This is a genomic window from Erythrobacter sp. S267 (assembly GCF_057365045.1).
The window spans coordinates 1,325,940-1,347,439 of sequence record NZ_CP200298.1 but is presented as its reverse complement, the minus strand read 5'-3'; the positions used below and the strand labels follow the sequence as shown (position 1 = coordinate 1,347,439).

The window sequence follows — 21,500 nt, the reverse complement described above, 5'->3', positions numbered from 1 at the left end:
CCGGACTCCACCCCGTAGGATGCGCTTTTCGACGCTTGGCTTCCTTTGGGTGAGGATTAACCGTGAACCCCTTGTGCGAAGCGAGCGCTTGTTCCATCTTTGTGACCAAACAAAACACACAAACGGTTGCTCTCATGCGTTCCTTTTTCGCCGCTGCTTTTCTGTTGGTTCTGACCATGGCCCCGTCCACTGCGCTCCATGCAGAGCCGGGGACGGAGGTTGAGCGTGTTTCGCGCGCGTCGTCGCTTGATGACGGTATGGGGGCGGTGGTCATCTCTGTGCGCAGCGCGCTCTATCTGGAGGATCGGCTCGACGTGTTCTTCCTGCGCGAAGGCGGCAGCATTGAGAATGACGCTGATGTTGTGCGCTTTGGGCGCAAGCAGGGGATGCTTTCGCTCGGCAACGACACGACGAAGTTTAAGGTGCGCGCTTATCAGCTGCCGCCGGGCACCTATCGGCTTGTCGCGCATGGGGTGAGCTGCCCCAAGATTCCGGCGGAGGATGAGCGTTGTCTTGTCGATGCGACTTACATCACCGGAGCGGAGGAAATCTCTCGTCCCAGTCGCGGCTATACTGAGCTCGCGCCCCGGTTTGAGGTGCGCGCAGGCCAAGTCACTTATGCTGGCGACTTTGCCCTGACGGCGCAGAACACGATCATGTGGTCGGCGATTCCCTCCGATGAGTTGCGCCGCGTGGAGCGCCGCTTTGCCGGGTTACCGCGCGCGCCTGAGCCGGAGATCCCTGAGGTGTTTGAGCGCGTGATTGCGCTGACCCCGCGCAGTCTCAACGATGATTGGAATCGCCGGTATTGAGCGCGCCTACTTGGCTGACTTGGCCGCTTTCTTGAGCGTCCGGTTGAGCCATTTCCAAAGCGCGTCCACTTCCTTCGCCGCCTTGCTGTCCGGCTTGAACTCGCTCGCGGTTTCGCCCTTGGCGCTGGAGCGGTGGAAGGCTGCACGGTCGCCCAGCTCCACGGGACAAACGTCGAGCTCCATCTCCGCTGCGGCCTTGCGCGCTTCCTCGGAAATCTTGGTCGCGCCAGAGGGCACGGCGTTAAGCACCACGAAAGCGGGCTTCTTGGCGAAGGCGACGAGGTCGGCAATCGGATCAAGCGCCGCCAAATCAAACGCGCGCGGCTTGGTTGGGATGAGGACAATGTCCGCCGCCTTGATCGCCTCACGCGCCGCTGCGTCCGCATGGGGAGGGGTGTCGACGACGAGGAAATCGACGCCGTTCTTCTTCGCACTTTCAATCGTTCGCCCAAGCCGCGCCGGAGGAGCTGTCACCACCACCGGCAAATAATCCCCCCGCCAATCGCTCCAAGCCGCCGCCGTCGCCTGCGGGTCAGTGTCGATAACGCAGCTCTCCCGCTTAGCCTGAGCCGCGCGGGTCGCGAGGTTGACGGCGAGAGTGGTCTTCCCGGAGCCGCCTTTTTGGGAGACGATGGCAATGGTTGTGGGTTTGGACATTAGAACTGAATTGCACCTTAGAGTGTATGAAAGTGAGGATAACGTAGCGTCATTTACGCCCTAACCATTGATTTTGATCACCCTTTGTTCAATTCCTAAGAATCCCCGCTCATCACACACCGGAGACGTCAATGGCCAAAAGGAATAGCTTGGGAGACCTACGAGCTGCAATCGAAGATACTATGCTAGTCGTAATGGAGGAGTCGGGTAAAGGCGTGGCTCCAAATGATGAAGTGTTAGCTCGACTAAAATCAGAAAGGCGCCAACTGGTCGAATTGTTTGTGCCGCAGCTCACCGACATTGCACTCACGAAGTTGCTCAATGAAGTGTGTCAACGCAGAACGAGGCTGGAAGCAAACAGCAAACAGGGTGATCTCTTCGGTGGGTTCGGCAAAATACCCAAAAGAGTCACGCTCGAGCGAGGCCTTAAAAAGGATACCTCGAACCTAACGCTCTCAGAAGCTCGCGGTTGGTTAGACAAGCATAAAACCCGAATTGTCGAAAATGACAATGAGGATTTTGAGAAGATGGTGGTGGCATGCGCTCAATATTCCGAAGACGGGAATGAAACCATCGGGGTTCTCCTCGAGCGTCTCAACCAAGATTTGTAAAGCGTAGCTATTCTCCAAACACCCTACTGATCCAAGAAGCTCCGCATCTTCCGCGAGCGGCTCGGGTGCTTCAGCTTCCGCAGCGCTTTCGCCTCAATCTGACGGATACGTTCGCGGGTCACGCTGAACTGTTGGCCGACCTCTTCGAGAGTGTGGTCAGTGTTCATGCCGATGCCGAAGCGCATGCGCAGGACGCGTTCTTCACGCGGGGTGAGGCTTGCGAGGACACGGGTGACGGTTTCTTTGAGGTTCGCCTGAATCGCGGCGTCGACCGGGATGATGGCGTTCTTGTCCTCGATAAAATCGCCCAGATGCGAATCTTCCTCGTCGCCGATGGGGGTTTCGAGGCTGATCGGCTCCTTGGCGATCTTCATCACCTTGCGGACTTTCTCCAGCGGCATGGAGAGGCGCGCGGCCATCTCTTCCGGGGTCGGCTCGCGGCCTTCTTCGTGAAGGAACTGGCGGCTCGTGCGGACCAGCTTGTTGATCGTCTCGATCATGTGGACCGGAATACGGATCGTGCGGGCCTGGTCTGCGATTGAGCGAGTGATCGCCTGACGGATCCACCACGTCGCATAGGTGCTGAATTTGTAGCCGCGGCGATACTCAAACTTGTCGACCGCCTTCATCAGACCGATATTGCCTTCTTGAATAAGATCAAGGAATTGCAGGCCACGGTTCGTATACTTTTTAGCGATGGAAATAACGAGACGAAGGTTCGCCTCGACCATTTCCTTCTTCGCGATCCGTGCCTCACGCTCGCCCTTTTGCACCATGTTGACGATGCGGCGGAATTCTTCGAGCGCCATGCCGGTTTGCGCGGCAATGTCGGTGATTTCGGTGCGGATGCGGTCGATTGCATCGGCTTCCTTCTCAGCGAAGGACGCCCACTTCTTGTCCTTCTTCGCATTGGCGACGATCCAGCTGTCATCCAGCTCGTTCCCGACATAGCTCTTGAGGAAGTCGATCCGCTTGATCTTGTGACGCTCTGCCAGACGCAGCATCTGGCCACCCAAGGCGGTCAGACGGCGGTTGAAGGCGTAGAGGTTGTCGACCAGGAATTCGATCTTGGTCGCGTGGAATTGCATCGATTCCACTTCAGCGGTCAGCTCCTCACCGAGCTTTTCGTATTTCTTTTCTTTCGCGGCGGGGAAACTGCCGCCCGATGCGATAGTATCGACGCGTTCCGCCTGCAGCTTTTCGAATGTCTTGAAGAGCTTGGTGATGCGCGCGAAGCGCTCGATCGCGTCGGGTTTGAGCGTCGCTTCCATCTGAGCAAGAGAGAGAGTGTTGTCCTCCTCCTCTTCCTCATCCTTTTTGGATTCGCCGTCTTCGCCTTCTTCGCCGTCCTCTGAGGTTTCGTCGTCATCGTCGTCATCATCAACGATGGTCGGGCCGGCGGTTTCCTCGGAGATTTCGCCGTCGTCTTCTTCGTTCTCTTCCTCCATCTTGTCGGGCGGAGGCTCTTTTGACAGCATCGCATCAAGATCGAGGATCTCGCGCAGCTGCATGTCTTCGGAGTTAAGGGCTTCGGACCACTGGATAATCGCGTGGAAGGTGATCGGGCTTTGGCATAGGCCCATGATCATCATGTCGCGGCCGGACTCGATCCGCTTGGCAATGGCAATCTCGCCTTCGCGGCTGAGCAGCTCCACTGCGCCCATTTCGCGCAGATACATGCGCACCGGGTCATCGGTGCGTTCACCGGTCCCGGTTTTCTTCGCGGCGGGTTTGGCCGGAGTTTTGGCAGCGGCTTTCTTGTCGTCGCCGACCTGAATCTCTTCGACCTCGGCTTCGGCCTCCGCCTCGGCTTCCGCTTCCTCGTCATTTTCGACGATCTGGACGCCCATTTCGGACAGGGCCGTCTGGATGTCCTCAATCTGGTCGGGGCTCATCTCACCCGAAGGCAAAGCAGCGTTCAGCTCATCATAGGTGATGTAGCCTTTCTTCTTCGCCTTGGTCATCAGCTTCTTCACAGAAGCTTCGTTGAGGTCGATCAGCGGCGCATCATCTTTGTCGCCAGCTTTAGCACTCGAAGCCATAGAGATGTTTCAATCCGTTTTTCCATTGGCCCTGCGTATCCTCAAGACCAACGATGTTATTCCCACGACCTGCTTGCAAAAGCTGGCCTAATCCTGTTCCGCCGGTGAGCTTGAACCCCTGACGAGGAAAGCTTTCAGACGGTCTTCCACTGAACTGAGCTGTTCGCGCAAACGGGCCTGCTCGGCAAAAGAGCCTTCCGGGTCTTCATCAAACCGAGCAATCGTTGCCGCCATAGCGGCTTCGAGTGCTGGTTTTTGCGTCAGCAGCGACACAGCTTCGGCCAATTCCTTGCGCGCTTCACCGGGGGGTGTGCCTTCTCGAAGAAAGGCGTAACGTTGGTCTTCCGGTGGGGCAGGAGTGCCTTGCGACACCGATATGGCGTTTGTGCCTCCCGAATCAAGCGTTTCTGACAGTTCAATCAACGATTCGATTGTCGGTGCGGCATCAGGGTCGAGTTTGGTGAGTGTCAAAAGCGCCTCTGAGTGACGCTCGATCTGGTCGGGAAACCGCATCAAGCCAGCGAAAACGGCGGTCTGGAAAGAGGCTCTTTGCCCGCCGCTCATCGCGCGCTGAAGGACATTTCGAGCATCCTGGCTGAGCGTGCGCGGCGTGGGCTTGCCGCTGTTCCATTGACCGCGCTGGGGCCGGGCGCTTTGCTGCCGGGGCGGAAAGGCGAAGGCGGAGAAGCGGTCGAGCAATTCGCGGCGGTAGAGCGCCTGAATGTCACGGTCAGCAATCGCATCAACATGGCTCATGAGCCGCGCTTTGAGGCCAGCCTTCGCCTCCGGACTGGAGAGAGGCTGTGCGTCGCGCTCTGCTTCCCACAGCATGTCGAGCAAGCTCTTGGGATTGGCGAGCAACGCCTCCATCGCGCCCGCTCCTTGCTCTTTGATCAGATCATCCGGATCGAGGCCGGAGGGCAGGCGCACAATGCTAAGCGAGCGCATCGGCGCGAGTAGAGGCAATGCCCGCTCAATCGCGCGCATCGCTGCCTTTTGCCCTGCATTGTCGCCGTCGAAGCACAGGATCGGCGTCTCCACCATACGCCACAGCATCTCGAGCTGCATTTCGGTGAGCGCGGTGCCCATCGGCGCAACCGCATCCTCAAACCCGGCCTGGGCAAGAGCGACGACGTCCATATACCCCTCAACCACAATCACCCGACCTGACTGGCGAGAAGCGGGGGCGGCGCGGTGGAGGTTGTAGAGGTTGCGGCCCTTGTCGAACAACGGCGTATCGGGCGAATTGAGGTATTTCGCCACCCCCTCACGCTTGCCAAGGATGCGGCCTCCAAAGGCGATTACCCGCCCGCGCGCATCCTGAATGGGCAGCATGACGCGGCCACGAAAGCGGTCATATTTGGTGCCGTCATCCGTCTCGATCCGCATGCCGGTTTCTACCAGCATCTGCTCGTCGAACTTTGCGAGGGCGGAGGGGAGCGCCTGCTTGCTCTCTGGCGCATAGCCGAAGCCGAATTCGCGAATGGTCATCGGATGAAGACCGCGGCCTTTGAGGTATTCCTTCGCTTCACGCCCCTCAGCGCCATGTAAGTTCTGGACAAACCAGTCCTGCGCTTCGGTCGTCACATCGACGAGGCTCGCGCGCTTTTCCGCCCGTTTGGCGGCAACCGGATCGGGGGCAGGGACTTCCATCCCGGCTTCGCTCGCCAGCTCCTTGCACGCGTCGATAAAGGACAGCCCGCGCTGCTCCGTCATCCAGCTGATGACATCGCCATGCGCGCCGCAGCCGAAGCAGTGGTAGAAACCCTTTTGATCGTTGACAGTGAAGCTGGGTGTCTTCTCATCATGGAAGGGGCAGCACGCCTTCCATTCGCGTCCCGCACGCTGGAGCTTGGTCGTGCGCATGATCACGGTCGATAGCGTGATCCGCGCGCGCAGCTCGTCCTTCCATTGCGGGGTGATGCTCATGCGTGATTACTGCGCCCTAACGCAGCCACCTTCAAGCGCCTGCGTGGACAAGCCTGTGCGTTAAGCGGGCGAGTTCTCACCCACCGTGAATTTCAGCGAATTCCTCACCCGCTGGATCAAGATCGCGCGCCTCAGGCTTTAGCACAAAGGGTTCGCCGCAATCCGCAATCGAGGCGCGTGGGCGTTCGATTCGAACGCTTTCATCCATGCGCGGCATATCGGGAGTGTCGATGCGGTCTTGAACAAACTTCGCACTGCGTCCGCTGTCGACCAAGATCGCTTGATCCGTTAACCAAGGGTCTTGGTCCTCAGCAAAGGTGACCAGTCGGAAAGTCTCGCCCTCGGTCGTTGTGCAGAGGCGAGTGACGTTCGTTGGACTGCTGATAGTCAATGCGAACAGCACGGCAGGCGCGGCCAAAATCGCAATGGCGCCGATTGCGATCCGGCCGACGTAATAGCCGAGGCTGTGTTCAGTTTCTGAGGTCATGCCCGCTGGCCTATCACGTCGCGGCAAAAGGTCAATTTCACTCTAGCGACCAGACCCTAGCTCAGCGCCGCTTTCACCAGCCCGCTCGCCAGCTTCCCGTCGAGCACCGCGCCGTGCTTGGCTTTCAGAGCGCCCATGACCTGGCCCATATCCTTCATAGAAGACGCACCGGTCTCCGCCTTGATCGCTTCGATCGCGGCCTTGGTCTCGTCCTCGCTCATCATTTGAGGGAGGAATTCCTCGATTACGGCGAGCTCGGTCTTCTCCTTGTCGGCGAGTTCCTGACGCCCGCCGGTCTCGTACATCTCAATCGATTCGCGGCGCTGTTTGGCCATCTTTTGCAAGACGCTGGTTACAAGCTCATCGTCGGGGATGTCCTTGCCGCTGGTGCGCTCTTCAATATCGCGGTCCTTGATCTTGGCGCTGATCTGGCGGAGCGTCGCGGTGCGGTCCTTTTCCTTCGCCTTCATGGCGGTGATGGTGGCGGTTTTGATGTCATCGCGGATCATCGGATCATGTCTTTCTTGTGGATGGTTTGTCTTAAGGGCCCTGATAGCCCGAATTTGCGCTCTGACATAGGTTGACCGCAGGCGAGCGCAAGCCTAGCGACTGAGACTTAGCGACATTGCTGGAAACCAACACGAAACGGAGCGCCCCATGGCCCCTTCCGCCAATATCCCTGCGCAGCCCGAAGGCGCGACAGGTTGCCTCGTTCTGGCCGACGGAACGGTCATTTGGGGGCGGGGCTTTGGCGCAGTTGGAGAGGCGGTTGGCGAGGTTTGCTTCAACACTGCGATGACCGGCTATCAGGAGGTGATGACCGATCCCTCTTACGCCGCGCAAATCGTCACCTTCACTTTCCCCCATATCGGCAATGTCGGCGCAAATGCTGAAGACGTTGAGGGCAAGGTGGAGGCAGCAGTGGGCTGCATCGTGCGCGAAGACGTGACCGAGCCCTCCAACTTCCGCAGCATGGAGGGCTTCACCGCGTGGATGGAGCGCAATGGCAAGATCGGCCTTTCCGGCGTCGACACGCGCGCTCTGACCCGCCGCATCCGGCTTTCAGGAGCGCCCAATGCAGTTGTGGCGCATTCACCTGAGGGGAACTTCGACATTGCCGCTCTCTTGCAGCGTGCTCAGGAATGGGCGGGGCTCGAAGGGATGGACCTCGCCATCCGCGTCACCCGTGAGGTTCAGGAGAACTGGGAGGGCGGATATTGGAAGCTCGGCCACGGCTATGGCCGCGCGGCTCGGGACGCGACCCCGCATGTGGTGGCAGTCGATTATGGGGCAAAGGACAACATCTTCCGCAATCTGGTGCGCGCAGGGGCGAAGGTGACGGTGGTGCCGGCCAAGACCTCCTATGAGGACATCATGGCGCTCCAGCCCGACGGCGTGTTCCTCTCAAACGGTCCGGGAGACCCCGCGGCGACAGGCGAGTATGCGGTGCCGGTGATCCAGAAGTTGCTGGAGGCGGACATGCCGCTTTTCGGCATTTGCCTCGGCCACCAGATGCTCGCGCTCGCCGCCGGGGCCAAGACGGTGAAGATGCACCAGGGCCACCGCGGCGCAAACCACCCCGTCCAACGCGTCGGCGAGGATTGGGGCGAGACGACAGGTCTGGTCGAGATCACCAGCATGAACCACGGCTTCGCCGTCGACGGCGACACTCTGCCCGCGAGCGTAGAGCAAACCCATGTGAGCCTGTTCGATGGCTCGAATTGCGGGATCGCGGTGAAGGGGAAACGCGCTTTTGGAGTGCAGTATCACCCGGAGGCGTCGCCCGGACCGCAGGATAGCTTTTATCTGTTCGAGAAGTTCGTCGGGGGGCTGGGGTGAGACAATTGATCTTAGGCTTTGCAATGCTTCCTTTGGCGGTAGTCGCATCATGTACGCCAAATGAACCATCAGCTCAGGAGCTGCTTTGGGAAAAGCACGGCGATATCAGCGTCGTTTGGTCTTCTTCTGAGGGCGTCGACTATTACCGTTTCGACGAGCTCGCTTTAGGCGATCTCAATGAAACTGGTTGTCATCGCAGGCCAAATGAGACCGTTACAGTGCTCTCACAACGACTCTACACGCCGAACCGAGCAGATGATTTGTTCAGAGGAAGGAATGCTTCGGGTGATGTGAACAGTTATCGGATCCCGATCCACGATGCGCCGCAGGCAGTTGAAAGTTGGCTTTCAAAGTTGATCGAAGAAGGAAGTGTTGTCCGTGTTAGTTCAGTGATCTGCGGAATGGGTGGCTTCCTTTATGTAAGCCAAATTTCCAGGATGGACCGATGAGCGAGTTTATCGCTGGCCTCGCGCTCGCTTTTTTAGCGGCCTGCGCTCCAAGCGCGGGCGGGACAGCGTCAACCACCCCCATCCAAGTCGCCCAGACCGCCGACGAGGCCGAGGACACGATGCACGCGCGGTGGAATATCGAGGTGTACAGTGGCCGGAGTATTGGATCGACTGCATCGCAGGTTGTGATCGAGGATTATATTACCGTCCTCCAAGGCATTGTGGACCGCTGCGAGTTGGGGCGCACCGTGCTTGTCCAAGCCACCGATGGCGTGTCCATCCTTGCGATCATGGACGACGACATCACCGATGATCAGATCGCCTGCATCAAGGAAAGCGAGCGGCCCGGATTGCGGCTGGTCGATTGGGGGACGGACGGATGATCCGCGCCACTACTCTCGCTGCTTCACTCATCGCGCTGTCGGGATGCAGTCTCATCTGGCCAGAAGACCCGCGTGTGGGCGAGGAAGGTGAGGGGGCTTGTGTCACCCGCGTCGAAGAGGCCTTGCTGATCGAGTTCGCTGGCATTGATAGCGAGCAGGACACGATCTGGACCCCGACCTACACCTACGACATCACCAAGCTGGGGCTGGAGGAAATCCAAGCGCTCTCCCAATCGAGCAGTGACGAAGTGGCGGGCACGCAGCTAGACCGCTCCACGAACGAGACCTCCACGGCCGTCGATGCCTTCATGGCGCAACCAGTGGATGAGAACGGCGCGTTCTTCCTCGGCCGTGATCCTGCGCTCTACCGCGTGCGCGGCGCTCCTGAGCGTTTTGACGAGGCCATCGCGGCTGGATGCGCTCGGCAACAGACCAATATGCGCCTGATCGACGTAGACCTCGCACCCGTCGCACAGCCCGAACCTGACACCGAAGACAACTCTGACAGCGAAAGCCAATAATGCCCAAACGCAACGACATCTCCAAGATCCTCGTCATTGGCGCTGGTCCGATCATTATCGGCCAGGCGTGCGAGTTCGATTATTCGGGCACGCAGGCGATCAAGGCTTTGAAGGAGGAGGGGTACGAAGTCGTCCTCGTCAACTCCAACCCGGCGACGATCATGACCGATCCGGAGTTTGCCGACGCGACCTATGTCGAGCCGATCACGCCGGAGATTGTCGAGAAGATCATCGAGAAAGAGAAGCCCGACGCGCTGCTCCCGACGATGGGCGGGCAGACGGCGCTGAACTGCGCTCTGGCTCTGGATGAGCAGGGTGTACTCGCCAAGCACGGGGTCGAGATGATTGGCGCCAAGGCTGACGCCATCGACAAAGCGGAGAACCGTCAGCGTTTCCGCGAGGCGATGGACAAGATCGGGCTTGAAAGCGCTCGCTCCGGCATTGCCAATACGATTGAGGAAGCGCGCGCGGTGCTGGAACGCACCGGCCTGCCTTCGATCATCCGCCCCTCCTTTACCCTCGGCGGCACTGGCGGCGGTATCGCCTACAACAAGAACGAGTTCGAGCGCATCGTGCGGGAAGGGCTTGAGGCCTCTCCGACAACCGAAGTGCTGATCGAGGAATCGCTGCTCGGCTGGAAGGAGTACGAGATGGAGGTGGTCCGCGACCGTGCGGACAATGCCATCATCATCTGCTCGATCGAAAATGTCGATCCGATGGGCGTGCATACTGGGGACTCGATTACGGTCGCCCCGGCGCTGACGCTGACCGACAAAGAATATCAGATCATGCGCACCGCCAGCATCAACGTGCTGCGCGAGATCGGCGTGGAGACCGGCGGCTCTAACGTCCAATTCGCGGTGAACCCGGCTGACGGACGCTTGATCGTGATCGAGATGAACCCGCGTGTCTCGCGCTCCTCCGCGCTTGCGTCCAAAGCCACTGGCTTCCCAATCGCGCGCGTCGCAGCGAAGCTGGCGGTGGGTTATACGCTGGACGAGATTACGAATGAGATCACGGGCGCGACCCCCGCGAGTTTTGAGCCGACCATCGACTATGTCGTGACCAAGATCCCGCGCTTCGCTTTCGAAAAATTCAAAGGGACCGAGCCGCTGCTCGCCACCGCGATGAAGTCGGTGGGCGAGGTGATGGCCATCGGCCGCAACTTCCAGGAGAGCGTGCAAAAGGCCCTGCGCGGGCTGGAAACCGACCTCGACGGTTTCAACCGCGTGCCCGAGCTGGAGGGTGCCTCCGAAGACGTTATCACCGCCGCCATCTCTCGCCGGACGCCGGATCGGCTGCTGAAAGTCGCCCAAGCCATGCGCGAGGGACTGAGCCTTGAGCATATCAACCAGGTCACCGGCTACGACATGTGGTTCCTGCGCCAGATCGCCGAGATCATTGAGGCGGAGAAGGCTATTCAGGCCGATGGTCTGCCGCGCGATGCCGCTGGGATGCGGCGGCTCAAATCGATGGGCTTCTCCGATAAGCGTTTGGCAACCTTGGCGGTGCGCTCGGTCGGCGTGGCTGGCGGCATGGGGGAGACGCAGGCAAAGCGCTCCGGCCTGCTCCACGATGCACTCCAAGCCATGGCCGGCGCGACCAGCGAAGACGAAGTGCGAGAGCTGCGCCACAAGCTGGGCGTCACGCCGGTCTTCAAACGCATCGACAGCTGCGCGGCGGAATTCGAGGCGATCACGCCTTACATGTACTCAACCTACGAGGCCCCCAGCTTTGGCGAGGCTGAGGATGAGGCCATGCCCTCTGACCGGCGCAAAATCGTGATCCTTGGAGGCGGCCCCAACCGGATCGGCCAGGGGATCGAGTTCGACTATTGCTGCGTCCACGCCTGTTTCTCGCTCGCCGAGCAGGGCTTCGAGACAATCATGGTCAATTGCAATCCAGAGACCGTCTCGACCGATTACGACACGTCCGACCGGCTCTATTTCGAGCCGCTCACCGCTGAAGACGTGCTCGAAATCCTCCGGGTAGAGCAGCAATCGGGCGAGCTTGTCGGCGTCATTGTGCAGTTTGGCGGGCAGACGCCGCTCAAATTGGCTCAGGCGCTAGAGGATGCGGGCATCCCGATCCTTGGCACCTCTCCCGACGCGATTGACCATGCTGAGGACCGCGAGCGGTTTGCGAAACTGGTCGATAAGCTCAACCTGAAACAGCCCGACAATGGCATTGCCTATACCCGCGATGAAGCAGCCGCGGTGGCGGCGCGGATTGGCTATCCAGTGCTGCTGCGCCCCTCCTTCGTGCTGGGTGGACGGGCGATGGAGATCGTCGATTCCGAAGCGCAGCTCGATGACTACATCAACACCGCCGTGAACGTGTCAGGTGAGAGCCCCGTGCTGGTCGACCAATATCTGCGCGATGCGATTGAGTGCGATGTCGATGCCCTGTGCGATGGCGACGAAGTGCGGATCGCGGGCGTCATGCAGCATATTGAGGAAGCAGGCGTCCACTCCGGCGACAGCGCCTGCACTCTGCCAGCCTACTCTTTGGGCGAAGACGTCATCGCCGAGATGGAACGCCAGGCCGAAGCGCTTGCCACCGCGCTCAAGGTGCGCGGCCTGATGAATGTGCAATTCGCGGTGAAGGATGGCGAGGTCTATCTAATCGAGGTGAACCCGCGCGCCAGTCGCACCGTGCCCTTTGTCGCCAAGGCCATCGGACAGCCGGTTGCCAAGATTGCGGCCCGCGTCATGGCGGGCGAGAAACTGGCGGACTTTGAACCGTTCAAGCGCGATCTCGATTATATGGCGATCAAGGAAGCGGTCTTCCCGTTCAGCCGTTTCCCCGGCGCAGACCCCGTTCTGTCGCCAGAGATGAAGTCAACCGGCGAAGTCATGGGTATCGACACCAATTTCGAAGCCGCCTTCTACAAGTCGCAATTGGGCGCAGGCATGGTCTTGCCTCGGAGCGGCACCGTGTTCGTCTCGGTCAAGAACTCGGACAAGACGCATATCGTCCCGGCGGTGAAGAACCTGATCGACGAAGGTTTCACCATTGTCGCGACCTCGGGCACTCAGAAATACCTGTCCGAACAGGGGCTTGCCGTGGAGAAGGTCAACAAGGTGGCTGAGGGGCAACCGCATATCGTCGACAAAATCATCGACGGAGACATCGCGCTGATCTTCAACACGACCGAAGGCTGGCAGTCGCTCTTGGACTCCAAATCCATCCGTCAGGCGGCTTTGGAGAAGAAGGTTCCTTACTACACGACAGCCGCCGCCTCGGTCGCAGCTGCAGCGGCAATTGCAGCAATTACACCTTCCCAACTTGAAGTTCGCTCACTGCAAGACTATTATAGCAAAGCTTAAACGCTGTCCTTCCCGACATTTTGACCCAGCAAGGCCGCTCAGACGAGAGCGGTCAGGGTCGAAATTTCCCGAATTTCGATTGGGATGTCGGGGTGGGGGCAAGACATAGAAAGATGTAGGAATGGCAACGATGGAAAAGGTTCCGATGCTGCAAGAAGGCTATGAGCTGCTGATGGCAGATCTCAAAGCTTTGCGCGAGGAACGTCCCCTGATTGTCGATGCGATTGAAGAGGCGCGCGCCCATGGCGACCTCTCTGAGAACGCTGAATATCACGCTGCGAAAGAGCGTCAGGGCCAGGTTGAAGCGCAAATCTCTGACCTTGAGGACAAGGTCAGCCGTGCGCAGATCATTGATCCTGCCACCCTGTCAGGCGACAAGGTGGTCTTTGGCGCGACCGTGACGCTGCTCGACGAAGACGACAAGCCGGTGAAGTACCAGATCGTTGGTCAGACAGAGGCAGACGCCGCCAAGGGCCGCATCTCCTACACCTCGCCCATCGCTCGCGCGATGATCGGCAAGCAGGTCGATGAAGAGATTGAGGTCACGGTGCCATCGGGCGACAAGTTCTACCTCGTCGAAAAGATCGAATTCGTCTGAACTTTCGCGGGTAGTCCCCTCAAATGAGGGGTTTCTCCATTGCGAAATTGTGGATCGGCACGGACTTGCCTTCGTGTTCGATTTCAAAGTCGCGCCTGTGTGTGACCTGATAGCCCGCGCGCTCAAAAGCGGGGCGGGCGAGCTCACTTGCCTCGGTGTAGAGGCGCGCACAGCCAATCTCGCGCGCATGCGCCTCCGCCATCTCTAGCAGACGGGAGGCCAAGCCCTGCCGTGTGTGATCGGGATGGTTGTAAAGCCGGTCGAGATGACCGTCTGGCTCTAGCAGGGCGTAGGCGACCGGTTGATCGGCCTCATCGACGGCGACGAATATCGCATGCCCTTGCGCCGTGCGGTCGCGATACATCTGAGCGCCCCGGTGGAGCGCCGCCCAGATGGAGACTTGCTCAGTGCTGTAGCCATGCTCTCCGATCGTGCGAATGGCTGCCTGAGCGACATCGCACAGCGCCTCTGAGTCCGCATCTCGGTAGAGGCGAAGGGAATAGGCCATGGCTGGGAGAGCCGTGAGGCTTACTCGTCCGGCGTCAGCAGCTTGTGAATATGGACGACGACATACTTCATTTCTGCGTCGTCGACCGTGCGCTGCGCTTGAGCGCGCCACGCGTCCACGGCTGCATCATATGAGCTGTAAACGCCGACGACATGGACACTTTCCGGGTCCGCAAATTCGTGGCCGCGTGGGTCCGTGACGCGCCCGCCCATAACCAGGTGAAGGCGCTGAGTTGGAGTGGCTTCTTCCATTGTCGATCCCCTTGGAAGTTATGCTGTTGGCGCGTCCTTTAGCGAAAGCCGCGATCAAGACAAGTGGCGCACAAGACAAGTCAGGCAACGCCGCAGGTTTCTTGCCGCGTCAGCTGCCGACCTTGCTGGTAAGATCGCGCACTGCGCGCGTGGCGCGGCGGCGAGTGCGGCGAGCGACAGTCCGGGTCTTGTCAGCAGCGCTACCTGCAGCATAGCCCGCATCGCGGCGAAGTTCGCGCGCCTTAGCCGAGGCGGTGTCGCCCAGATCCTCAATCTTGTCCTGCCCAGCGCGCGCACCGCTGAGCGCTTCGTCGATCAGCTTGATGCCATAGGCGACCAATGCGTCTGCAACGAGAGAACCGAATTGTGACCCGCGCGCTTTGACAACACCGCCGACCTTGGTGCCTGCGCTGGATGCCGCATTGCCGACAGCGCCAGCTGCATTGCTGGCGGCTTTGGTCGCCACCGCGCGGCCCGGATTGGTCATCAACCCGATCAGCACTCCGACCGCAATCGCACCGCCGACCACTTGCAAAGGGTTGGCCTTGGCATAGTCACTGGCCGCCTTGGCGGCCTCGCGCGCGCTGTCACCCAAGGTGCGCTCTGCGATCCGGCGTTCGCTGGCTTCGATCTTAACGCGCAGCTCATCGCGCTTTTGATCGGCGGCGGAGGTTTTACTGCTCATTTTCGTCTCCGGGTGTTTCAGGCGAGGGGGAGGCGCCTTCTTCTGGAACAATATTGTCTGCGGTTTGGCTTTCGGCAAGCTCCGCTTTTTCAGCCTCAAGCTCTTCGTCGACTTTGTCGATCAGGCGACCAATGGCCTCCATCAAGGGTTCGCGGCCGAGCCACAGGACCAACAGACCGACCAATCCGGCGATAATTCCGCCGTTCTTGCCGACCTTCTCCTTGCCCTGTTCGATCACGTCGACCGCGCCATCACCAATGCGCGAGCCAACCCGGTCAGCGAGACCTTTGGCGGAGAAGCTTGCCCTTGCGTGTTCGATGTCGGCTATCAGCACGGCCTTTGACGCATCGCGCAGGACGCGGTCCTCTACAAATTGATCGTCGAGCCGGCTCATGTGCCCGCTCCATCATCGGAGGATGCAAATAGGGTTCCAAGCTTTTGAATGCGCCGGAAAGCCATCCAGCAAAGCAAGGCCACCACCAGAAGCAGCCCGCCAAAGACAATCCCAATAGCGCCCCAGATCGTCACCAGAGGCTCAAGCGCGATCACCAGGCCGACGGCCAGCGCAAGGAAAGCAATGTGGAGCAAGATCAGCGCGACAATGCCAAGCCCGATTGACACGCCGACCAGCTTTCCGCCCAATTTGGCGCGGGTCTTCTGGAAGGCGAGCTCGGCCTGCGCATAGGTGCGCCCATCGTCGATGAGCGCGCTCAATTCCTCGGTCAGGGACTCGTTGTAGGGAGGTGAGGGCGGGCTATCATCTGCACCTGGCGCTTGCTCTGTCGGGTCAGCTTCCGGCGCATCTCGGGCGGGATCACCGGAAGGTTCCGCGCCCGATTGCCGGTCTGCACCGTCCATTCATTCAGCCCCTTTGGCGTTCACCGCTGCCCGCTTGCGATTTTAGCGACGGAACAATCGCGCCAGCAGGAAACCTGCGACTGCCGCGATGCCGACGGCCACTGCCGGGCTCTTGCGGACCATTTCGCGCGCATCTTCGCCGATTTCCTCAACGCTCTTCGCTTCGAGTTTGGCAGAGGTTTCTGCAAGGGTGCGCGAGGCGGAGCGGGCATAATCGCCATATTGCTCGCCAAAGCGTTCATCGATCTGTTCAGCGGTTTCTCCGACGGTTTTGCCGAGTGAGGAAAGTGCGTCGCTGGCTGCGGCTTTGCCCTCTGTGGCCAACTCGCCAGCGCGGGTTTTGGCCTTTTCGCCATAGACTTTTGCGTCACTCATCAAATCGTCTCCTTTGGACTTGGCCTGCTCGCGATAGTCGTCCGCACGGGTTGTCGCCTCGCTACGCAGTGCCGCTGCACCTGCTTTGGCCTCTTCAAGAGCAGCGTTGAACCGGCTTTTCGCCTCAGCCGTGCCGCCGCCATTGGTTTGCGTCTTGGCACTGGCTTTGGGTTTCGCCGTTGCTTTTGCAGAGGTCGCGCCGGTCTTTTTGGGCGCAGCCTTGCGAGTTGTCGTTTTGCGGGTCGAACCCTTCGCGCTCGACTTGGCGGTGGTTCGGGTGGTTTTGCGTTCTGCCATATTCTCTTTCTGCCCTTCCAGCGCGCGATTTTCCAGAGAGAAATTGCGCGCTCTGCCTGATTAAATCCCAATTCAAACCTCCGCCGCTTGCACCGCCGTGATCGGGAGAATAGGGGTGCGCGGGAAGGCAGCTATTTTGACCTCGGATATGTGGATCTCCGGGGTGTCTTACCTTAATATAACACTTTCGAGCCGGAGTTCAATATGACCGCGATTATCGACATCCATGGACGCGAAATTCTCGACAGCCGGGGCAATCCCACGGTCGAAGTGGATGTGCTGCTCGACGATGGCAGTTTTGGCCGGGCGGCGGTGCCTTCAGGCGCCTCAACGGGCGCGCATGAGGCGGTTGAGCTGCGCGACGGCGAAAAGGGACGCTATCTGGGCAAGGGCGTGCTGAAAGCGGTTGAAGCGGTCAACACAGAGATCCGCGACCTGCTGATCGGCGCGTTCGATGCCGAAGATCAGCGCGATATCGACCTTTCGATGGTGGCGTTGGACGACACTCCGAACAAAGCCCGGCTTGGCGCGAATGCGATCCTTGGCACCAGTCTGGCCGTGGCCAAGGCAGCGGCGAATGCGCGCGGTTTGCCGCTCTATTCCTATCTTGGCGGTGTTTCGGCCCACGTCTTGCCCGTGCCGATGATGAACATCATCAATGGTGGTGAGCACGCCGACAACCCGATCGACATCCAGGAATTCATGATCATGCCCGTGGGAGCTGACTCCATTGCAGAGGCTGTGCGCTGGGGCAGTGAGGTGTTCCACACGCTCAAAAAAGGCCTGCATGACAAGGGGCTCGCGACAAGTGTGGGCGACGAAGGCGGCTTTGCGCCGGACCTTGCCAGCACGCGCGCCGCGCTCGACTTCATCATGGCGTCGGTTGAGCAGGCCGGGTTCAAGCCGGGCGAAGACATCGTCCTCGCGCTCGATTGCGCCGCGACCGAGTTCTACAAGGACGGCAAATACGAAATCTCGGGCGAGGGGCTGAGCCTCGATGGCGCAGGCATGGCGGATTACCTCGCCAAATTGTGCGAGGACTATCCGATACGCTCCATCGAAGACGGCATGGATGAGGATGACTTCGAAGGCTGGAAGGCTGTCACCGACGCGATTGGGGACAAAGTCCAGCTGGTCGGTGACGATCTGTTCGTGACCAACCCCGCGCGCCTGTCGGACGGCATCGCCAAGGGTCTGGCCAACTCTCTGCTGGTGAAGGTCAACCAGATCGGCACTTTGACCGAGACGCTCGCCGCCGTCGATATGGCGACCCGCGCGCGTTACACTTCGGTGATGAGCCACCGTTCGGGCGAGACTGAGGACGCGACCATCGCGGACCTCGCCGTTGCGACTAATTGCGGACAGATCAAAACCGGCTCGCTCGCGCGTTCTGACCGGCTTGCCAAATACAACCAGCTGATCCGGATTGAGGAAGAGCTTGGCGACAGCGCGGTCTATGCTGGCCGGGGTTGTTTTGGAGCACTCTGAGGCTGATTGAGATAAGCCTGATCGACATAAGTCCGATCTAAACAAAAGGTCGCGCCCGAAGCCGTCCTCTCGACAGGGGTGAAAAGAGGGCGGGCTCCGGACGCGCGCCAGCGCCGCTGCTATGCAGACAGCCCAGCGCTAGCGAAATATTCGTCCATGGCGCAAAGCCCTTGTTCGGTCAGACGCACGAGGACGCGGCGCTGATCGTCAGGATCGTGCTCGCGCAAAACTAGCCCCTGTTCCGAGAGCAATCCGAGCCAACGCAACCCGGTCGTGGGCGGTGCGGCGGAGCCGATGCAGGCGCTCGATACAGAGACCGGTTTGTCATCAACATGCGCGATGTAGAGGTCTAGCAAGATGTCCCAGGCGGGCTCTCCAAACAGCTCTTCATTACCAAAGATGCCCGAACGGCGGCGTCGCTTTGCGTAAGCCTCCCGCGCATATTCGGCATTGGCTCTGCGCATTGCTTCGACGCTGCCACTGTCGCTCGCCACTGCAAGCGTGAGATGATTGCCTCGCTGCCCGCCCGGAGCAGTGCGCGCATTGTGATGCTTGGACAATTCGCTGGACCGAGTGGCTCCGCTAGCCAGCCCGGCGCTGCGTTCGGCAAGCGTCGTCAACGCGTCGCTTGCATCACGCTCAGAAGAATACCGGCCCTCTCCGCGCAATTCCGCCGCAATCGCACTCAGCTTTGCCGCCAAATTCGCGAGATCCAGCGAGCCCGCAGCACCATCTTCGCGCATTTTGGGCGTTATGGTGAGGTCACTCTGCATTCCGCTGGGTTTGAAATCACTCATGACTGAGACCCGCCAGCAGCGCAGATTGCACCTTTGTCTTGTGCATGAAGCGCAAGTGGAGCCCCCTTCGCTTTCCTGCGCATGAGCAAAGGTTTTTGCGAAGCCGGATCTGCGATGATGCGAGTCAACGTCAATTGATCCTCCCATGGGGGCGGACACCATTACAGCGAGATCTCACATGTGATCTTTGCCCCACATGAAACGTAGTGAATCCCCCGCGTCTGACCATTACGGAAAAGCGCTTAAGGGACTTCACTAGGTCTCTAAGGCTCTGAGAAATATGCTGAATGTCTCAGGGGCCTTGTGGATTTCGCCCATTTGAGGGCGCTATCCATGCGGGAGAATAAGCTCGCGCATCGGAATTTGTCCGGCGACGCAGTAATCAATGTTGCACCTAAGCTGGTCAATCGCCGCATCGACATGAATGGCGGCAATGCCCGCTCCTATTCGGTCGAGACTCTCCAGCACATCATCCAGTACGGCGAGGCTGTCTTGCAGCTCGCCAAATTCGTCCATAGTCAAATTTGTCATTTTTCGATCCCATCGTGGGGCTATCGCAGTCTCTCATCAAGACTCCGTCCGATCGCGCCCCATGAGTAGGATTACGCAAGTAACGTTTGCAGATGTATCCGGAGCACTACCTAGTCAGGGCCCGCGGCCCTCAACTTAGCACGCAAATATAACCGCTTAACGGCTGAAACGGGTCGCGAGATCATACAGAGCGATAGCCGCCTTGGCCGCTTCGCCACCCTTGTCCTTTTGCGCTGGGTCTGCGCGGACCAGGGCTTGATCCTCGTTCTCGACGGTTAGGATGCCGTTGCCGATGGCGATCCCATCCATGGTCAAAGCCATGATCGCGCGGGCGCTTTCGCCGGCGACGATTTCGAAATGGTAGGTTTCGCCGCGAATGACGACGCCGATGGCGACGAAGCCGGCATATTCCTCGCTCTCCATGGCCAGAGCGATGGCGCCCGGAATTTCGAGCGCGCCGGGAACGGTCAGCACTTCAACCTCATGCCCCTCCGCCTCAAGAGCCGCGCGTGCCCCGGCGATGAGCATGTCGTTGAGATGGGCGTAGAAGCGCGCTTCGACGATGAGAAATTTGGCCATGTGTGCTTGCTCCGTCAGCTCATTCGGGGATCGGCTTGAAGTCGGTGATGGTGATGCCATAGCCGTCCAGCGCGACAAGGTCAGGCCGCGAATTGGTCAGGAGGACCATGTCATCCACACCCAAATCGGCAAGGATCTGCGAACCGATGCCGATATTGCGGTCCTGTTCGTCCTTTGACCATTCGTTGCTGGTGCCCACGCGCTGGGTCAGGATCACGATGACGCCTGATCCATGCTCCCCGATTGCGCCCATGGCGCGTTGCAGAGTGCGTTTGCGAGGGCCGGGCGCACCCAACACATCGTCAAAGACCGAAATGGGATGAACGCGGGCGAGGGTGGGCTCGCCGGGTACGACGTGGCCCTTTTGCAGGACGTAAGCTTCGTTACTGGCCACTTTGTCGCGGTAGGTGATGAGGCGCCATTGGCCGCCATAGTCGCTCTCAAACGCGCGCTCGTCCATGCGCTCGACCAGGTGATCATTGCGCATGCGGTAGGCGATCAGGTCGCGGATCGTACCGATTTTGAGGCCGTGCTGGCGGGCAAATGCGATCAAGTCTTCGAGCCGCGCCATGCTGCCGTCTTCGTTCATGATCTCGCAGATGACGCCGCTGGGGTTCAGCCCGGCGAGGCGCGAGATATCGACTGCTGCCTCCGTATGCCCAGCGCGCACCAGAGTGCCGCCCTCCCGCGCGGTCAACGGGAAGACATGGCCCGGCGTAACGATGTCGTCGGCGCCTTTGGTCGCGTCGATGGCCACAGATACCGTCCGCGCCCGGTCGGCGGCGGAGATGCCGGTGGTGACGCCTTCCTTCGCCTCGATCGAGACGGTGAAGGCGGTCTGCATGCTTTCCTTGTTGTTGCGGCTCATCGGATCGAGGCCGAGTTGATCCACCCGCGCCTTGTCGAGCGCCAGGCAGATAAGCCCGCGTCCGTGGGTTGCCATGAAGTTGACTGCTGCAGGCGTCGCCATCTGCGCCGGGATGATCAGGTCGCCTTCGTTCTCACGGTCTTCATCATCGACCAGGATATACATCCGGCCGTTGCGGGCTTCATCGATGATCTCCTCAATCCCGACGAGGACGGGCGTGTCATCATTGGCGTCAATGAAGCTTTGAAGCTTGGACAGAGTGTCAGCGGTGGGGTTCCAGTCCGGCTCGCTCGCATCGCGCAAAGTGTTGGCGTGGAGGCCAGCTGCACGGGCAATCCCGGCCTTGGTGAACTCTCCGGAAGCGATGAGGTCGCGGACTCGTGTGATGGTCGATGTGCTCATGCAAGTTCAGTATCACATTTCGATGTGATTGCAACCCGCGCGCGCTCACATCGCAGTGGAAATGTAGTGGAGCGCGCTTGGCTCTGCTGCTGCACGATCTCATCCGGAAGAAGGTATGGTGGACGCACTAGGGTTCGAACCTAGGACCCGCTGATTAAGAGTCAGCTGCTCTACCAACTGAGCTATGCGTCCATATTCCGATTT

The 21,500-nt window shown here is 59.7% G+C and carries 24 protein-coding genes and 1 tRNA gene; 9 read left to right on the top strand and 16 right to left on the bottom strand.

Annotation, left to right across the window (positions count from 1 at the left end):
• Positions 1-134 precede the first annotated feature (134 nt).
• The gene (locus AC0V6X_RS06285; RefSeq protein ID WP_486183732.1) at positions 135-812 is read left to right on the top strand and encodes a hypothetical protein; all 678 of its coding nucleotides are present in this window, start codon (positions 135-137) and stop codon (positions 810-812) included.
• 6 nt (positions 813-818) lie between these two features.
• Here AC0V6X_RS06285 and parA read toward each other — a convergent pair whose 3' ends face one another.
• Positions 819-1,469: a ParA family partition ATPase gene (parA, locus tag AC0V6X_RS06280; protein WP_486183731.1), complete on the bottom strand. Its 651-nt coding sequence runs from the start codon at positions 1,467-1,469 to the stop codon at positions 819-821.
• 182 nt (positions 1,470-1,651) lie between these two features.
• Here parA and AC0V6X_RS06275 point away from each other — a divergent pair, with 182 nt between their 5' ends.
• Positions 1,652-2,080, top strand: a complete 429-nt coding sequence (locus tag AC0V6X_RS06275; RefSeq protein WP_486183730.1) for a hypothetical protein — start codon at positions 1,652-1,654, stop codon at positions 2,078-2,080.
• Between the two features lie 23 nt (positions 2,081-2,103).
• On the opposite strand, the gene rpoD is transcribed toward AC0V6X_RS06275, so the two are convergent.
• From rpoD to AC0V6X_RS06255, 4 genes are all read right to left on the bottom strand, one after another.
• Positions 2,104-4,122, bottom strand: coding sequence for an RNA polymerase sigma factor RpoD (gene rpoD, locus AC0V6X_RS06270; RefSeq protein ID WP_486183729.1), 2,019 nt, complete (start codon positions 4,120-4,122; stop codon positions 2,104-2,106).
• A gap of 87 nt (positions 4,123-4,209) precedes the next feature.
• On the bottom strand, positions 4,210-6,051 hold the full coding sequence (gene dnaG / locus AC0V6X_RS06265) for a DNA primase (protein ID WP_486183728.1): 1,842 nt from the start codon (positions 6,049-6,051) through the stop codon (positions 4,210-4,212).
• Positions 6,052-6,127: 76 nt separating this feature from the next.
• Positions 6,128-6,538, bottom strand: coding sequence for a hypothetical protein (locus AC0V6X_RS06260; protein ID WP_486183727.1), 411 nt, complete (start codon positions 6,536-6,538; stop codon positions 6,128-6,130).
• A gap of 56 nt (positions 6,539-6,594) precedes the next feature.
• Positions 6,595-7,047, bottom strand: coding sequence for a GatB/YqeY domain-containing protein (locus AC0V6X_RS06255; RefSeq protein WP_486183726.1), 453 nt, complete (start codon positions 7,045-7,047; stop codon positions 6,595-6,597).
• 148 nt (positions 7,048-7,195) lie between these two features.
• Here AC0V6X_RS06255 and carA point away from each other — a divergent pair, with 148 nt between their 5' ends.
• From carA to greA, 6 genes are all read left to right on the top strand, one after another.
• Entirely contained in the window at positions 7,196-8,377 is a 1,182-nt protein-coding gene (gene carA, locus AC0V6X_RS06250; RefSeq protein ID WP_486183725.1) for a glutamine-hydrolyzing carbamoyl-phosphate synthase small subunit, read from the top strand.
• On the top strand, positions 8,374-8,826 hold the full coding sequence (locus AC0V6X_RS06245) for a hypothetical protein (RefSeq protein WP_486183724.1): 453 nt from the start codon (positions 8,374-8,376) through the stop codon (positions 8,824-8,826). The genes carA and AC0V6X_RS06245 overlap by 4 nt, the downstream gene beginning before the upstream one ends.
• A complete protein-coding gene (locus AC0V6X_RS06240; protein WP_486183723.1) occupies positions 8,823-9,209 on the top strand; it encodes a hypothetical protein in 387 nt (128 codons plus the stop codon). The genes AC0V6X_RS06245 and AC0V6X_RS06240 overlap by 4 nt, the downstream gene beginning before the upstream one ends.
• A complete protein-coding gene (locus AC0V6X_RS06235; RefSeq protein ID WP_486183722.1) occupies positions 9,206-9,730 on the top strand; it encodes a hypothetical protein in 525 nt (174 codons plus the stop codon). Before AC0V6X_RS06240 ends, AC0V6X_RS06235 begins: the two co-directional genes overlap by 4 nt.
• Positions 9,730-13,059 (top strand): carbamoyl-phosphate synthase large subunit, encoded by a 3,330-nt coding sequence (gene carB, locus AC0V6X_RS06230; protein WP_486183721.1) that lies wholly within the window; start codon positions 9,730-9,732, stop codon positions 13,057-13,059. Before AC0V6X_RS06235 ends, carB begins: the two co-directional genes overlap by 1 nt.
• 121 nt (positions 13,060-13,180) lie before the next feature.
• Positions 13,181-13,657, top strand: coding sequence for a transcription elongation factor GreA (gene greA, locus AC0V6X_RS06225; RefSeq protein ID WP_486183720.1), 477 nt, complete (start codon positions 13,181-13,183; stop codon positions 13,655-13,657).
• Between the two features lie 19 nt (positions 13,658-13,676).
• On the opposite strand, the gene AC0V6X_RS06220 is transcribed toward greA, so the two are convergent.
• The 6 genes from AC0V6X_RS06220 to AC0V6X_RS06195 all read right to left on the bottom strand — a co-directional run bounded on the left by AC0V6X_RS06220 (position 13,677) and on the right by AC0V6X_RS06195 (position 16,631).
• On the bottom strand, positions 13,677-14,165 hold the full coding sequence (locus AC0V6X_RS06220) for a GNAT family N-acetyltransferase (RefSeq protein ID WP_486183719.1): 489 nt from the start codon (positions 14,163-14,165) through the stop codon (positions 13,677-13,679).
• 20 nt (positions 14,166-14,185) lie between these two features.
• A complete protein-coding gene (locus tag AC0V6X_RS06215; RefSeq protein WP_486183718.1) occupies positions 14,186-14,416 on the bottom strand; it encodes a DUF4170 domain-containing protein in 231 nt (76 codons plus the stop codon).
• 109 nt (positions 14,417-14,525) lie between these two features.
• A complete protein-coding gene (locus AC0V6X_RS06210) occupies positions 14,526-15,101 on the bottom strand; it encodes a glycine zipper domain-containing protein (protein ID WP_486183717.1) in 576 nt (191 codons plus the stop codon).
• Complete coding sequence (locus tag AC0V6X_RS06205; protein ID WP_486183716.1) at positions 15,091-15,495, bottom strand: hypothetical protein; 405 nt, start codon at positions 15,493-15,495, stop codon at positions 15,091-15,093. Before AC0V6X_RS06205 ends, AC0V6X_RS06210 begins: the two co-directional genes overlap by 11 nt.
• Positions 15,492-15,959 (bottom strand): phage holin family protein, encoded by a 468-nt coding sequence (locus AC0V6X_RS06200; RefSeq protein WP_486183715.1) that lies wholly within the window; start codon positions 15,957-15,959, stop codon positions 15,492-15,494. Before AC0V6X_RS06200 ends, AC0V6X_RS06205 begins: the two co-directional genes overlap by 4 nt.
• 42 nt (positions 15,960-16,001) lie before the next feature.
• Positions 16,002-16,631, bottom strand: a complete 630-nt coding sequence (locus AC0V6X_RS06195) for a hypothetical protein (protein WP_486183714.1) — start codon at positions 16,629-16,631, stop codon at positions 16,002-16,004.
• Positions 16,632-16,835: 204 nt separating this feature from the next.
• Here AC0V6X_RS06195 and eno point away from each other — a divergent pair, with 204 nt between their 5' ends.
• Positions 16,836-18,119, top strand: a complete 1,284-nt coding sequence (eno, locus tag AC0V6X_RS06190; protein ID WP_486183713.1) for a phosphopyruvate hydratase — start codon at positions 16,836-16,838, stop codon at positions 18,117-18,119.
• 119 nt (positions 18,120-18,238) lie between these two features.
• On the opposite strand, the gene AC0V6X_RS06185 is transcribed toward eno, so the two are convergent.
• From AC0V6X_RS06185 to AC0V6X_RS06165, 5 genes are all read right to left on the bottom strand, one after another.
• Positions 18,239-18,916: a winged helix DNA-binding protein gene (locus AC0V6X_RS06185; RefSeq protein ID WP_486183712.1), complete on the bottom strand. Its 678-nt coding sequence runs from the start codon at positions 18,914-18,916 to the stop codon at positions 18,239-18,241.
• A gap of 327 nt (positions 18,917-19,243) precedes the next feature.
• Complete coding sequence (locus AC0V6X_RS06180) at positions 19,244-19,447, bottom strand: hypothetical protein (protein ID WP_486183711.1); 204 nt, start codon at positions 19,445-19,447, stop codon at positions 19,244-19,246.
• Positions 19,448-19,603: 156 nt separating this feature from the next.
• Positions 19,604-20,026 carry a 6,7-dimethyl-8-ribityllumazine synthase gene (gene ribH, locus AC0V6X_RS06175; protein WP_486183710.1) on the bottom strand — a complete coding sequence of 141 codons (423 nt, stop codon included), beginning with the start codon at positions 20,024-20,026 and terminating at the stop codon, positions 19,604-19,606.
• A 19-nt stretch (positions 20,027-20,045) separates the two neighbouring features.
• Positions 20,046-21,296, bottom strand: coding sequence for a 3,4-dihydroxy-2-butanone-4-phosphate synthase (ribB, locus tag AC0V6X_RS06170; RefSeq protein WP_486183709.1), 1,251 nt, complete (start codon positions 21,294-21,296; stop codon positions 20,046-20,048).
• Between the two features lie 116 nt (positions 21,297-21,412).
• Positions 21,413-21,488: transfer RNA gene (locus AC0V6X_RS06165), tRNA-Lys, on the bottom strand.
• Positions 21,489-21,500: the final 12 nt, after the last annotated feature.